Here is a 13,388-nt window from a genome sequence, read left to right as displayed (position 1 = left end):
CCCAGTCTGGCAGCGTTGGGTGGACGCAACGTGTGTCAGCGAATGGTTCGGTCCCGATGCAATGTGGAATGCAAATTGCTAATTACTCGATAGATGTTGTGGATTTCTCGCGCGGATACCCAGTGTAGGAAACCTTAAACGGAGCCACGATTATGACCGACCACCAAGAGGATGCAGAAAAATTCCTGCTCGCCGCCAAGCGAGCGGAAATCCAGACCTTGGAACATCTTGCGGGAAGCTGCGAGCTGGTAATCCGGGTGTCCGATCTGGTGCATCAGCTGCAGCGAGAGCGTGGCATGAGTAATATCTACCTGGTCTCTGCAGGGGATCATTTTCGCGAGCAGCGTTCCAGCCAGATTCAGAATTGCCTGAGCAGTGAAGGCCGCTTCCGACATGTATTGAGAGAGCGCTATTTGAAAGATGGGCACAGTGAGCGCGTACACAACATGCGCCTGCTCAACTGCATTGCCTACTCATTACATGGCCTGGATGAATTGCGCATTCTTCGGGATCACATCGCCGCGTTTGAAATCTCCGCTCTGGAGTCTACCGATGCCTATTGCCGATTGATTGCGGGCCTGCTGTCCGTCGTGCTGGAAGCGGCGGATGTCGCCGATGATCCTGAAGTTACCCGCATACTGGTGGCCCTGTTTAACTTTATGCAAGCCAAGGAATTCTCCGGGCAAGAGCGCGCTTGGGGAGCAATTGGATTTGCTGGCAGCCGCTTCGATGAGAGCCTGCATGAGCGTATCAGGCAACTGCAGGTATGCCAGCGGCAAAGCGTGGATGTATTTCTGGAGTACGCCGGCGAGACGGATACTGCGCAATGGAAATCCATCGAACAGAGTCAGCCGAGTCGAGACCTGCAGCGGTTGCGAGAAGTGATTGCGGGTTTGAAGGATGGAGAGCCAATCGCGGCTGAGATCAGCGAGGTATGGTATCAATTGGCCAGTGCACGGATTGATGCCATGCACGGTCTTGAGGATGCGCTCACCGAACAATTGCTCAAAGTGAGCCGCAAGCGTGTGTCCGGTGCCCAGTCGGAACTGGGACAGCACTATGCGCAATTACAGCGAATGAAGTCCATGGACTGGAATCGTTTACCGACACTGGCGGTATTGTTTGATCCGCAGTTGCCGGGGCTTTACGGCGGCCGCGCGTCTGCTGGAGTATCCACATTGCACGGGCAACCACTGGCGCATTCACTTTATGGCCTGATTCGTTCGCAGGTGGAACATATCCAAAGAGTGAGCGCCGAGCTGGAAGAAACCCGCAAGACGCTAGTGGAGCGCAAGCTGGTGGCGCGTGCGAAAGGACTATTGATGAAAAGCCTGCGCATGAGTGAGGATGACGCCTATCGAACAATGCAGCAGCGCGCGATGGACATGAACCTCAAGCTGGTCGATATCGCGCAACGGATCGTGGATGCCAGTGTCGAGAAGCGTCCCGCTTCAGTGAAAACAACAAGCGCTACGGTTACGGATGGTGAGCACGGGGCCAATATCTAGAAATTCCGCAGTGTCAGATACCAGTTCACCAGCGAACGGGTAGAAGGTTTGTTGTAAACCCGCTGAATAATAAAGCCGGCGGCAAACGCGCCCAGCATCGCGAGGGGTAATGGGACCCGGTTCGCCTGGGTTAACGCCTGGACCTTTTGCTGTTCCATTAAACTCAGGGCGCAGCGGCGTTGCTTTTCCAAAGCTTGCCGGCGTTGTTCAATCTGTTTGTTTAAAGAGCGCAGTGACATTATCGAGCGCCTCTTGAGCTTGTTTGCGAGACTCGTCGAATCCCAGCAAATTTTTCAATCGGTTGATCGACAGCAGGAGCACTGTCAGGATGATGATCTGGGACAACATAAAAATGCCGAACCCAATATAGATAGACTGGAAATAGTAGTAGCCAAGCAAACCTAGCCCCGCGCACAAGCTGACAATTAAGGCGATTGCCAGAAAGAACAGGAACAGCAGCATGACGACGATGCGCTTTCCCGCCTGTAAGGTACGCTGGAATTCCAACTGGACCAGGCTCGTCAGGTTTTCTGCCCAAGCCGACGCAAGGGTCATGGTGGCCTCGGCCCTGTCGCGCAGCGTATTGAAATCGTCGAGCAGTGATTCGACTTGCGGTGCGTCTGCCGTCTGCTGAGGCGATGTGCCTGTCGGCTCCTGTGAGGATGCATTGACTTCGGAATCTTGATTGGCGCCAGCCGATTGGTTCGAATCGTCATTTTGATTTCCGGGGGCTGCCATCAATCAATACCTCGATGAATCTGCGTGATGCTGGATGGTTGTTTTCGATAGTCGATAGCGGGTAGAACTCGGTACTACAATCAGTGCCTGCGCTCATTGCACAGGCACTGATCGCTCTGGCACTGGTTGTGCACTAGGAAAGTCTAGGTCAATCATCGTTATTTCAGGATTTTGGCGATCAGCCAGCCGGCGGCGAAAGCGCAGCCCACACTAACGAGAGGGTGAGCCTTGATCTGATTCTCCGCACGTTCGGCAACGTCGTGCGCGCGCTGCTTACCTTTCTCCATGCCATCGTGGGCACGAGTTTTCACGGTATCTGCGGTTTCACGCGCACGTGACTTTAACTGCGAAGCGGTCTCGTGGGCAGCCTCGCCCGCAAGATTGTAAGCCTGATGCAGTTTGTTGTGACTGGAACCTGAGTTCGGCGCTTTTGCTGTTGCCATGGTGTTACCCTCCGATAGCAATCAAGGTGAGGGCGAAGGATAGGGTGAGGAGAGGCGACCGCGAAGGCTTAGCCGCCCTATGGAAGTAATTTGTATGAGCAGGGTTGGCGTTAGACTTGTTAGGACTTTCGCCAGCTCAAAATATTTTCGACTACACCGTCGAGCAGGCGTTGTCGGCTCTCGCGGCTGATCCAGGCATTGTGCGGAGTGATGATGAGGTTGGGGATATCGTTTGCCAGCAAGGGGTGATCCGCCGGTGGAGGTTCCACGCTGACCACATCCAGTGCGGCACCGCCAATGTCGTAGTTTTTTAATGCGGCGACGAGGGCCGCCTCATCTACCAGTCCGCCGCGTGCGGTGTTGATCAGGAAGGCGGTTTCTTTCATTGCGGACAGGAATTGCTGATTGACCAGTTGATCGGTTTCTTTGGTCAGTGGGCAGTGCAGGCTGATCACATCCGCTTGCTTAATTAATTCCGCGAGCGGTGTACGTCCTTGTCTTTTCTCGCCGGTAAACGACTCCGCAATCAATACCTTCATACCGAGCGCCTCGCCCAATCGCGCGACTTTTTGCCCGAGGTCGCCGTAGCCAATAATGCCCAGCACTTTGCCGTCGAGTTCGATTACCGGATAGTCGAGGCGACAGAAAACCGGGGACTCTGCCCAACGGCCGCTACCGACGTCGCTGTGGTATTGGTGCCAGCGGGTGGCGAGCGCCAGAATCAAGGCGAGGGTATGTTGCGCGAGGGAGGTGCCGGTGTAGCCGGTAACATTTTTTACCGGAATGTTGCGTGCAGCCGCCGTATCCAGATCGACATTGTTGGTACCGGTGGCACACACACAGATCAGTTTTAAATTTGGTGCCATTTCGATCAGCGCGCGGTCGAGCACTACTTTATTGGTAATCACCACATCGGCATCGGCAATGCGCTGTTCGGTCTGCTCTGGTGTCGTGGTTTCAAAAAACTCCCACTGATCCAGTGTGCTTTGCAGAGCGGAGATATCCAACTCGTCCAGCTTCATGGTCAGGGTATCGAGAAATACACCGCGCATTGTTGGCTCCTAGGTTTAAGGCTTTAGGGTTTAAGGTTTTAAGGTTTCCGGCTGTGTTATTGCCAACCAGCACTGCGGGTTCGCAGCGCTGGTTGGCAGGGTAGGACTGCTGGCGGGGATGGTAAACGGTTCAGGCCGGTTTGGCGATTGGGTGTGCTTGCAGTGTGGTCAATCGTGCACAGCGCGCGATCGGGTTATTTCATTGTCGCTGCCAGTTCTACTGAGGGTGCCGCGTTGCCGGCAAAGTGGGCAACGCTATATACCAGACTCGCCAGCAGCAGTACTTCACCGCCGTTGCCCGGGGCGAGTCCCAGCACGCTGGAGGGGATAGCGGCGGCAAAGAACATGACGGCTGCGCCGAGGGTCATCCACGGCCACCCTAGCTGGCGCCACAAGCCGATGCCGACAATAAGAGTGAGCAGTGTGGCGACAATCGAAGGAATAGGTGGGCCATTGCCGGCCACCGGCTGCTGCCCCTCAAAGCACAGTTGGGTTGGGTGCAGGTTGGAGGTGTAACGCAGGGTATCGTCAAAGCACGCGGGCACCAGTTTAAGGCCGATAAGCCCTTCATAAATACCTAGCAGAATCATCATCGGAACAAGCAGCCAGATAAAGCGGTTCCAGTTCGGGCCCTGGGCCCAGCGCAACCCAGCGGCCTGTGCGGCTTTGCTTGCCACGATCAACAGCAATGGGGTGAGAAAGGCATGCATGACAAAACGCGGCCAGCTCAGGCTTTCGAGTAGTGGGCCGATGCCGATGGATGCACCGATCGACAGGATGATGTTGTCGTAAGTGAGCGCGGCGCAGACAAGGGCGATCAGTGCAGCACCGGGGGCACGCTGAGATTTCCACAGAGTGCAGGCCCAGGCACACAGAATGGCATGGCAGAGTGCGTAGGTAGGAAAAATGACTGCGGACATTGTTGGCCTCGAATCGTTTGTCCCGTTGCTGAGCGTCAGCATCTGCTCGACACGGCAGCGTTATTAGGATGTTACTCCATTGGAAGCAGCGGGAGGTGTCCTGACAAGGACATTTGTCAAAAGCGAGGCGGTCGCTGGGGGAGCCGAGAGGAGGGGATGGCAGTGCTGGACCTAAGCTGCTGGCAGTAGGCGTCGACTAGGTGGTGAGTAGGTGGCGAAACAGCGGGTGGGGCAGTATGGCTGCCCCACCACGGCGGGAAGCAAGAGGGTGGCTTACATTACCCGCATACCCGGCTGAGCACCTGCATGGGGCTCCAGGATCCACAGGTCTTTGCCACCCGGGCCTGCCGCCAGAACCATGCCTTCACTCACACCAAAGCGCATTTTACGTGGTGCCAGGTTGGCAACCATTACAGTGTGCTTGCCGATCAGGTCTTCCGGGCTGTAGGCGCTCTTGATACCGGCGAATACATTGCGGGTTTCGCCACCCAGGTCCAGTGTCAGGCGCAGCAGTTTGCCGGCCCCTTCCACGTGTTCCGCATTGGCGATCAGCGCAATACGCAGGTCCACCTTGGCAAAGTCGTCAAACTGGATTTCGTCCGCCAGCGGATCGTCTGCCAGCGGGCCTTTCGCAACCTCGGTGTTGGATTGGGTCTCAGCCTGCAATTGTGCCAGGGATTCTTTCGCGGCTTCTTGCACGGCTTCCACCTGAGTTTTTTCTACACGCTGCATCAGCGGCTTGAATTTATTGATGGTGTGGCCGGCCAGCGGTGTGGTTGCGGTATTCCAGTCCAGTGCCACGCCGAGGAACTCCTCGGCTTTCTTCGCGGTTTCCGGCAGTACCGGTGCCAGCCAGCTGATCAGCGCGCGGAACATGTTCACGCCCTGCGAGCAGATCGCCAGTACTTCTTGTTCCTTGCCTTCTTCCTTGGCCAGAGACCAGGGGGCTTTTTCCGCAATCCACGCATTGGCGGCATCCGCCAGCGCCATGATTTCACGGGTGGCGCGGCTGTATTCGCGCGCTTCAAAGAACTCGGTAATACGCGGGGCTGCTTCTACAAACTGATTCCACAGCTCAGGGTCGGCCAGCTCACTGGACAGAGCGCCGCCGGACTTGCTGACAAACTTCGCGGTGCGCGAGGCAATGTTCACAACCTTGCCCACGAGGTCCGAGTTTACCTTGGCGATAAAGTCCTCCAGGTTGAGGTCCAGGTCGTCCACGCCAGCGGTCAGCTTTGCCGCAAAATAGTAGCGCAGGTATTCCGGGTTCAGATGGTCGAGGTAGTTGCGCGCATTAATAAAGGTGCCGCGCGACTTCGACATCTTCTTGCCATTAACGGTCAGGAAGCCGTGTACACACACCTTGGTTGGGGTGCGGAACTGCGCAGAGTCCAGCATGGCCGGCCAGAACAGCGCGTGGAAGTTGACGATGTCCTTGCCGATAAAGTGATACACCTCGGCGGTGCTGTCTTTTTTCCAGTACTCCTGCCAGTCGAGACCTTTCCCATCGCAGTAGTTCTTCAGGCTCGCCATATAGCCGATCGGCGCGTCCAGCCATACGTAAAAGTATTTGCCGGGGGCGTCGGGAATTTCGAAACCGAAGTAGGGCGCATCGCGGGAGATATCCCACTCCTGCAGGCCTTCATCCAGCCACTCGGACAGCTTATTCGCCACTTCACTTTGCAGGGTGCCGGAGCGGGTCCACTGTTTCAGGAAGTCGGTGAAGGCCGGCAGGGTAAAGAAGAAGTGTTCGGACTCTTTTTCCACGGGCGTCGCGCCGGAGATGACCGATACCGGGTTGATCAGCTCGGTGGGGCTGTAGGTCGCGCCGCACACTTCGCAGTTATCGCCGTACTGGTCTTCGGACTTACAGCGTGGGCAGGTGCCGTTGATGTAGCGGTCCGCCAGGAACAGTTCTTTCTCCGGATCATAGGCCTGAGTAATAGTGCGGGAGGCAATATGGCCGTTCTCGCGCAGGCGCTTGTAGATCATTGCAGACAGTTCGCGGTTCTCGTCGGAGTGGGTGGAGTGGTAGTTGTCCACACCGATCAGGAAGTCGGCGAAATCGCGCTCGTGCTCCGCCTGCATGTTGGCGATGTGCTGTTCCGGGGTGATACCCAGTTGTTCGGCCTTCAGCATGATGGCAGTGCCGTGGGCGTCGTCGGCGCACATATACAGGCACTGGTTGCCGCGGGCGCGCTGGAAGCGGGCCCATATATCGGTCTGGATGTACTCGAGAATATGACCCAGGTGCAGGGAACCGTTGGCGTACGGCAGGGCACTGGTGACGAGAATGTTTCTGGGCTGATGGTCGGTTTGAGACATCATGGATTCCAAAGGCTGCGAGATTAGTCTGTGTGGATTCTTTGATTGGGCGGCCGTGGGCCTGAAAGAGCGCGGAATATAGCAGAAATGGGGCTTGTAAGGCACCTGCCGGCGACGCCCGCCGCGCTGTGCGGGACTGCCGGGTGTGCACCCAATAGTGTGTACTGAATGCTGTACTGGGGCGTCCCTTGTGTTCACGCCAGAGCTTGACCACAATGCCGCCCAAATTCCAGAGCCAGTGAGGATGCTGCCGTGAACGACGACCACCAAGACCATGAAGACTTCTCTCCCGAGGTTACGGAACAGCTCGAGCAGGTAGCGGCAACGATTGGCGCCCTCGAAGACCCGGCCACCGCTCTGCCACTGGATGCACTGGATGCTGATATTGAGGTGGGTTTTGATGGCGACAAGACCATATTTACCAGTGTGACCCTCGGGTATCCCTGCGCGAGCCAGCAGCAGGTATGGGCGGAGCGTGTGCGCGCGGCCTGCGCCCCTGTCCTTGCAGGCGGGCCTCTGGCGGGCAGCACACTGAACTTTGATCTGTTTTTCGACATCCCGCGTACTGATGTTGGAGAGGTGCCTGAGCCGCTGAAGGCGGTGAAACACATTATCGCGGTCGCGTCCGGTAAGGGCGGAGTAGGCAAGTCCACTACCGCGGTAAACCTGGCACTGGCGCTGGCGGCGGAAGGCGCCGACGTGGGTTTGCTGGATGCGGATATTTACGGCCCTAGCCTGCCGACCATGCTTGATACCGAGGGCACACGGCCCGAGGTAAAAGCTGGCAAGTTTTTTGTACCGGTTCCAGCACAGGGCCTGCAGACGATGTCACTGGGCTATTTGCTGACCGAGGATACGCCCGCGGTATGGCGTGGCCCAATGGCCAGCGGCGCGCTGAATCAGATGCTGACCCAGACACTCTGGGGTGAGGCTGTGGAAGACGGCGAGTTGGATTACCTGGTTGTCGATATGCCGCCGGGCACCGGTGACATTCAGCTCACGCTATCGCAGAAGGTGGCGCTGGCAGGTGCCGTCATTGTGACTACGCCGCAAGACTTGGCCTTGGTAGACGCGATCAAGGGCGTGGAGATGTTCCGCAAGGTATCGGTGCCGGTGCTCGGTATTGTGGAAAACATGGCCCTACACACCTGCTCGAAGTGCGGTCATCAGGAGCCGATTTTTGGCGCCGGTGGCGGCGACAAAATGGCGGCGGATTACGATACGCGCCTGCTCGGACAGCTTCCGCTGGCGATGTCGATTCGCCAGCAGACAGACGGTGGTAAACCCACCGTGGCGGCAGAGCCAGAAGGCGCGGTGGCGGCACTGTACAAACAGGTAGCGCGTGCCGCTGCCGCTCAGGTGTGGCTGGCCGCCGATGCAGACGAAGGTTTGCCAGAGATCGATATGGAGTAAACGGTTCCGCTAAATCGCGTTGGGTTCCGTCTCAACGCCTGAATATACTCGTAGGCGGCAAATGATGTACTCCTTTGATCACCTGTGCGTAGCCCGAAGTCTGTTCCGAAGCTTATTTCGGCGTCGGTATAGGAACAATCAGAATTAAACGGGCTTCGCCCAGTGCCGAGCAGCATTGAGCCGCTTGGTGAGCCGGTACAGGAGAAGGCAGTGAGTTTTCAGGTTCGATTTAATGCGGCCACCCGCGTGGTGAATATCGGTTTTTTCGACCGGGTGGACGGGGCGGAAAAACATGCCGCCGTGCGCCAGGTGGCAGAGAAGTACGGCCATCTTCACCCGCTGCTGGTACTTGCCGACGTGCGTAAAGCGGATATCCAAATGTCGTTGGAGGAGCGGCGCGCATTAGGTAGCTATATCGCGCACCTACCGGGAATTAGCCAGGGTCGTTTCGCGGTGTTACACGCACCGGAATATAACGCCAACGTGGTGATCGACAGCGCTGCCCGCAAAGAGGGTCTGGCGCTGATGGAATTCGTTACCGAGCAGGCGGCGGAACACTGGTTGATCGGGGATGAGCACTAAAAGCCCCGCGAGTGCGGGGCTCAAAGAATCGTTTTTTGAGAAGGCTTTTTGCGCAATCGTGTTTACGCGATTGAATAAACGCGTCGGCTATACGTCCTGGGCCTTGCGCGCCTGTTCCGCTTGCTTACGGCGCAGCGCTTGCTTGTGCTGACGACGGTTTAACGTCGTAGCCTTGGCATCTTCGCCGAGGTGGCGCTCACCGCGCTGCTTGGCCAGCTGAATCTGCTTTTCACGCTCACGAAAGCGCGACTTGTCTGCTTCCGTCACCGTATCGTGGCAGTGCGGGCAGCTTACCCCCTGTTCGAACAGCGGAGACTGTACTTCTTCTTCGGTGATCGGCATACGGCAGGCGTTGCACTGATGGTAAGAGCCCTGCTCCAAATCGTGATTCACAGTCACCCGATCATCGAACACAAAGCATTCGCCTTTCCACAGGGTTTCTTCTTTGGGCACATCTTCCAGGTATTTAAGGATGCCGCCCTGCAGGTGATACACCTCGTCGAAACCCTGCTCCTTCAGGTAAGCCGTGGACTTCTCACAGCGAATACCGCCGGTGCAGAACATTGCCACTTTCTTGTGTTTACCCGGATCCAGGTTTTCCTTCACATAATCGGGAAACTCACGGAAGGTGGTGGTGTTCGGGTTCACCGCGTGCTCGAAGGTACCTACCTGATATTCATAATCATTGCGGGTATCGATCAGCACAACGTCCGGGTCGGAAATCAGCGCATTCCAGTCCGCGGGCTTCACATAGGTGCCAACGGTGCGGCGAGGGTCGATGCCTTCGATGCCCATGGTGACGATCTCGCGCTTCAGTTTTACCTTGCTGCGCAGGAAGGGCATGTTTTCGGTGTAGGACTCTTTGTAGTCCAGCTCGGCCAGGCGGCTATCGGACTTAAGGTAGTTGAGCAGAGTGTCGATACCGGCACGGTTACCGGCGACGGTACCATTGATACCTTCGTCAGCGAGCAGCAGGGTGCCGCGCACTTCGTTGTCGAGCATTACCTTGAGTAGGGGATCGCGGAGGGATTCAAAGTCTTCGAGGCGCACAAACTTGTACAGCGCGCAGACCACAACGGACGCGGTATTGGTCATGAGAGTTTCCTTGTGCAAGCCGGAGCGTAAATCCGGGGCATGGGTAAAAATCGCCGCGCATTTTAACAAGTTTTCTGTCGTGCGTCGTACACTTTTTCGACAGTGCTGAATAAAGCTTGACCGGGCGTTCAGGAGTTCGCTTTACTGTCCCCCCATAAGACCGGCAGTGCCACTTTCCGCATCCCCCTTTGCCAGCGAGGTTATCCCCATGGCCGAAGAAGTTACCCCGCAAGATTCCCCCCTGAGTCGTGCTTATAGCGACGGCAACCACACCGTGAACATCGATATTTACGAGGATGGTGATGGCGGCTGGCTGCTGGAAATTGTCGATGAAAATAGCAATACGACGGTGTGGGAAGACGTGTTCGACAGCGATGCCGAGGCGTTGCAGGAGGCACTAGATGCTTTGAAAGAAGAAGGTGTCGGAGCGTTCATCGGCCCGGCAGAAGAGAATGGTGGTTGGAAGGCTCCCTGACGCTCCACATTATGTGACTGCACACCGGGGATGCGTGTGTAAAAAGTAACGGCCCCGCGCAGCAGGATTTTCAACGCCTGCTATGGTTATACATAGAAGGGAATCGCGACAGTGTAACAGCACTACCCAATCGCGGTGTCGCCAAGGGCAGCAAGGAAAGTTGCCCTGGCGGCACCAACTGGTCGCGGTCTGCAGATGTATTAAGTGTGGTTGCTCTGCATGAAAATATTCCTTCTTTGTCTTCTTATTTTCCTGTGCGGGTTTTCTCCCGCCATGCCGGCACTGTCCGGTATCCAGCTAAAAATCTCCAATGACCGTGTGATCGATGTGGATCTCGCGGAAGCAAAACTGATTTCCGAGCTAAATGGTTATGCCATCATCGCCGGGCGCACCTGTATTGATTGCGACGAGAACACGGCAATTTTTCTTGAGCGCATTGAGGTCGCTCCGGGTGGGCCACCCCAGGTGCGACAGCCGCGCAATAAGGGTGGCGATGACATTCCCGAGCCGGAACAGTTTGCGGCACAGGCACCGACGGGAAGCTCCCTGGCGGAGCAGCGCGATCGGTCTCAGGCGGAACTCGAAGGTAACGAAGATGGCGTGTTGAATATGGATCTTTCCGGTGAGCGCTTTACCTACCCGGGCGTCTACCGCGATTACCTAACCAAAGAACTGGTGGAAAAAACACGTATGTTTTATGGCAAGTGCCACGAGGATGGGCCGGCGTTGCTGTGGCTCAGTGAATATCGCACCGACAAAGGGTGGGTGAAGGAAGAGTACCTGCTGGTGTTTCGTGACGAGGGGATTGAGCACCGCTACAACCAGTCCCATCAACCGAGCCTTTACTTCATCGGCAACGCTGGCTGCAGTGAAGTGCCGGGAGTGGAAGTCACCACGGAACCCTGAATAATGCCCGCGTGTACAAATGAAAAAGCCCCCGCAATTGCGGGGGCTTTTTTATCGATCGATTGGCGTTGGCAAGGCCCTGTCTTCCGGTTCACTTATTTTTTGTCGTGATTCCAGATGATCTTGAGCTTCTTCTTGCCCCACTTACGCGCTTTCTTGATGTCTTCTTCCATCCATACATCAATACGGTTGGTGTAGCGCTTGTTCATACGGTCCCGCACGGTATAGGTGCCAGACAGACCTTCAATTTTCACTTTGGCGCCATTGGTCAGGCCGTGCTTTTCCAGGTCACGGGACACTGCAATGATCTTGTCACCCGGACGCAGGCGGTTGTTCCAGGCCGCTACCCAGGGGTCGTCATCGGTCTGTCCTTCAACAGAGTTGTAGGCGGTCGCGGTGACGGTCATGGACTTCTTTTTCTTCTTCTCCGGGGATTCTTTGATGGCGGCAAAGGCCTCTCCACCACCCAGGGCAGCAAAGGAAGCGGTAAGCACGATGGCAAACTGTTTAAGACTCTGTCGCATATGTATCTCCTCCGGAAGCTCGGTAATCACAAACAAAAGATGTTTGTGCGGCTCCAAGTTGATTTCTTCATAAGTGATCAAGTTTTGATCAGGGTGGGCAATATTAGAGCGTGGGAGATTTTGCGCAAGCGTGTGCGGCGAACTATCTGGTCGCAGCGAAGGCAGGAGTTTCTGCGGTGGAATTAGGAATTTCCACCGCCTCAAAGGCAGATTTTGAGTACTTTTGGACCAGAAAAGTGGCTGGCGAGACTGAATTTAATACGAAAGTTCTCATTTCATTCGTATCTGGGCCTCAGTCACAGGGTGTGTCCTGACAGCGATGTCTTCTGTGTTTGGCGAAAGAATAGACAGTATGGGTATGTGGACCCGCTATTCGCTGGAATAAGATTTTTATTTGATTTTTCTGTGACCGTAAATTCATTTGGCCTACATACCCTGCTGACAGCGATGTTACACAGGGATCAGCCGGCTTTGAATTCCGGTTCACGGACTTTTTCGCGGGGTGACATGACCTGAATCAGGTGGCTTGCGGTCGCTCATACCCATTTTTAGGTGTGTCGCCAGCGGGAATTTATCCCGGAACTGGCGGGCGTGACCGGTCATAGCTCAGGGTGTTGGTTCAGATGGCGTTGTTGGCTCAGATGGCCGTGTTGCCCACTGGTTGCTGGGGGTTGACCAGCTCACGCAGGGCGGTCAGGTAGGCCTGATCCTCCTCCAGATCGGCAAAACCATATTGCCGATCCAGTGCGACTGCCTGTTCCAGCCACTCAATGGCCTCTTCCAGATTACCCTGCCACTCGCACACCTGGCCGATATTGAATGCGGTGATGGCCAGGTTTTGCCAGTCACCTTCAGCGCGCAGGTCTTTAATCGCACTGGAATACAGCTGGTAGGCGTTGCGCAGCATGAGCGCACGGCGGTTCGGGTTCTCCTGCATCGCGGAGTGCTGGTGGTAGGTGTGGGCGAGGGCCGAGCGCACCCGTGCGGCGGAGTGCTCGAAGGGAATGCCGGGGGAGGACTCGATATAGCGCAGCACAACATCGAATTGGCTGCGCGCCAGTGGGTAGAGGTCCGGGCGCTGGCCACCCAGAGCGTTCAGAATGATGCCGTAGCGGTAGCGCAGCTGGTTCTGACGATGGGGTTTCTCACTCAAGTTGGCGATAGCCATTTCATACAGCGGCAGTGCCTCATCGTAGTTGCCGGAGAGCGCGTACTCCTCGGCCGTGGTGATCAGCTGCGACACCTTGGATTGCTCAGAGCCGGCCGCCATTGCACTGCCAACCAACAGCTGCAGGCCCAGCAGCGCTGTGCCGAGAAGCGCGCGCAGTGCCTGGCCGGGTCTTGTTGTCGTATTCGCCATTGCCATGGATCTCCGCCGCTGTATCGCTGCTCTGGTATCGCTATCCG

Annotated in this window: 14 protein-coding genes; 5 read left to right on the top strand and 9 right to left on the bottom strand. The window is 56.3% G+C overall.

Annotation, left to right across the window (positions count from 1 at the left end; translation table 11 throughout):
• Positions 1-152: 152 nt before the first annotated feature.
• Positions 153-1,508, top strand: a complete 1,356-nt coding sequence (locus Mag101_RS13995; protein WP_077406297.1) for a nitrate regulatory protein — start codon at positions 153-155, stop codon at positions 1,506-1,508.
• Here the strand turns inward: Mag101_RS13995 and Mag101_RS17890 are convergent.
• The 6 genes from Mag101_RS17890 to metG form a co-directional block, all read right to left on the bottom strand.
• Positions 1,505-1,666, bottom strand: coding sequence for a hypothetical protein (locus Mag101_RS17890; RefSeq protein ID WP_157520398.1), 162 nt, complete (start codon positions 1,664-1,666; stop codon positions 1,505-1,507). The two genes, Mag101_RS13995 and Mag101_RS17890, sit on opposite strands and share 4 nt — an antisense overlap.
• A gap of 49 nt (positions 1,667-1,715) precedes the next feature.
• Positions 1,716-2,246, bottom strand: coding sequence for a hypothetical protein (locus tag Mag101_RS13990; RefSeq protein ID WP_077406294.1), 531 nt, complete (start codon positions 2,244-2,246; stop codon positions 1,716-1,718).
• A 158-nt stretch (positions 2,247-2,404) separates the two neighbouring features.
• Entirely contained in the window at positions 2,405-2,689 is a 285-nt protein-coding gene (locus Mag101_RS13985; RefSeq protein WP_077406291.1) for a DUF883 family protein, read from the bottom strand.
• Between the two features lie 119 nt (positions 2,690-2,808).
• A complete protein-coding gene (locus Mag101_RS13980; protein WP_077406287.1) occupies positions 2,809-3,741 on the bottom strand; it encodes a D-2-hydroxyacid dehydrogenase in 933 nt (310 codons plus the stop codon).
• 194 nt (positions 3,742-3,935) lie between these two features.
• Complete coding sequence (locus Mag101_RS13975; protein WP_077406284.1) at positions 3,936-4,661, bottom strand: hypothetical protein; 726 nt, start codon at positions 4,659-4,661, stop codon at positions 3,936-3,938.
• A gap of 273 nt (positions 4,662-4,934) precedes the next feature.
• A complete protein-coding gene (metG, locus tag Mag101_RS13970; protein ID WP_157520395.1) occupies positions 4,935-6,986 on the bottom strand; it encodes a methionine--tRNA ligase in 2,052 nt (683 codons plus the stop codon).
• Positions 6,987-7,238: 252 nt separating this feature from the next.
• On the opposite strand from metG, the gene apbC reads away from it, so the two are divergent.
• On the top strand, positions 7,239-8,399 hold the full coding sequence (gene apbC, locus Mag101_RS13965) for an iron-sulfur cluster carrier protein ApbC (RefSeq protein WP_077406278.1): 1,161 nt from the start codon (positions 7,239-7,241) through the stop codon (positions 8,397-8,399).
• Positions 8,400-8,609: 210 nt separating this feature from the next.
• Complete coding sequence (locus Mag101_RS13960) at positions 8,610-8,981, top strand: hypothetical protein (protein WP_157520392.1); 372 nt, start codon at positions 8,610-8,612, stop codon at positions 8,979-8,981.
• 87 nt (positions 8,982-9,068) lie between these two features.
• On the opposite strand, the gene Mag101_RS13955 is transcribed toward Mag101_RS13960, so the two are convergent.
• Complete coding sequence (locus Mag101_RS13955) at positions 9,069-10,076, bottom strand: rhodanese-related sulfurtransferase (protein WP_077406272.1); 1,008 nt, start codon at positions 10,074-10,076, stop codon at positions 9,069-9,071.
• A gap of 166 nt (positions 10,077-10,242) precedes the next feature.
• Between Mag101_RS13955 and Mag101_RS13950 the strand changes: the two genes are divergently transcribed.
• Together Mag101_RS13950 and Mag101_RS13945 are read left to right on the top strand one after the other, a co-directional pair.
• Complete coding sequence (locus Mag101_RS13950; RefSeq protein ID WP_232325034.1) at positions 10,243-10,551, top strand: hypothetical protein; 309 nt, start codon at positions 10,243-10,245, stop codon at positions 10,549-10,551.
• A 219-nt stretch (positions 10,552-10,770) separates the two neighbouring features.
• Positions 10,771-11,457 carry a hypothetical protein gene (locus Mag101_RS13945; RefSeq protein ID WP_157520389.1) on the top strand — a complete coding sequence of 229 codons (687 nt, stop codon included), beginning with the start codon at positions 10,771-10,773 and terminating at the stop codon, positions 11,455-11,457.
• 95 nt (positions 11,458-11,552) lie between these two features.
• Here the strand turns inward: Mag101_RS13945 and Mag101_RS13940 are convergent, their stop codons facing one another.
• Both Mag101_RS13940 and Mag101_RS13930 read right to left on the bottom strand, forming a co-directional pair.
• Positions 11,553-11,981, bottom strand: a complete 429-nt coding sequence (locus Mag101_RS13940; RefSeq protein WP_077406265.1) for a 3D domain-containing protein — start codon at positions 11,979-11,981, stop codon at positions 11,553-11,555.
• A 637-nt stretch (positions 11,982-12,618) separates the two neighbouring features.
• The gene (locus tag Mag101_RS13930) at positions 12,619-13,341 is read right to left on the bottom strand and encodes a tetratricopeptide repeat protein (protein WP_232325033.1); all 723 of its coding nucleotides are present in this window, start codon (positions 13,339-13,341) and stop codon (positions 12,619-12,621) included.
• Positions 13,342-13,388 lie beyond the last annotated feature (47 nt).

This window comes from Microbulbifer agarilyticus (assembly GCF_001999945.1).
Taxonomy (GTDB): domain Bacteria; phylum Pseudomonadota; class Gammaproteobacteria; order Pseudomonadales; family Cellvibrionaceae; genus Microbulbifer; species Microbulbifer agarilyticus_A.
The sequence above is the reverse complement of the archived record's forward strand: the minus strand, read 5'-3'. Positions and strand labels throughout refer to the sequence as shown.

Coding starts and splice junctions, on each gene's coding strand:
- Mag101_RS13995 (WP_077406297.1), top strand. CDS start 153: ATGACCGACCACCAAGAGGATGCAGAAAAATTCCTGCTCGCCGCCAAG.
- Mag101_RS17890 (WP_157520398.1), bottom strand. CDS start 1,666: ATGGAACAGCAAAAGGTCCAGGCGTTAACCCAGGCGAACCGGGTCCCA.
- Mag101_RS13990 (WP_077406294.1), bottom strand. CDS start 2,246: ATGGCAGCCCCCGGAAATCAAAATGACGATTCGAACCAATCGGCTGGC.
- Mag101_RS13985 (WP_077406291.1), bottom strand. CDS start 2,689: ATGGCAACAGCAAAAGCGCCGAACTCAGGTTCCAGTCACAACAAACTG.
- Mag101_RS13980 (WP_077406287.1), bottom strand. CDS start 3,741: ATGCGCGGTGTATTTCTCGATACCCTGACCATGAAGCTGGACGAGTTG.
- Mag101_RS13975 (WP_077406284.1), bottom strand. CDS start 4,661: ATGTCCGCAGTCATTTTTCCTACCTACGCACTCTGCCATGCCATTCTG.
- metG (WP_157520395.1), bottom strand. CDS start 6,986: ATGTCTCAAACCGACCATCAGCCCAGAAACATTCTCGTCACCAGTGCC.
- Mag101_RS13955 (WP_077406272.1), bottom strand. CDS start 10,076: ATGACCAATACCGCGTCCGTTGTGGTCTGCGCGCTGTACAAGTTTGTG.
- Mag101_RS13945 (WP_157520389.1), top strand. CDS start 10,771: ATGAAAATATTCCTTCTTTGTCTTCTTATTTTCCTGTGCGGGTTTTCT.
- Mag101_RS13940 (WP_077406265.1), bottom strand. CDS start 11,981: ATGCGACAGAGTCTTAAACAGTTTGCCATCGTGCTTACCGCTTCCTTT.
- Mag101_RS13930 (WP_232325033.1), bottom strand. CDS start 13,341: ATGGCGAATACGACAACAAGACCCGGCCAGGCACTGCGCGCGCTTCTC.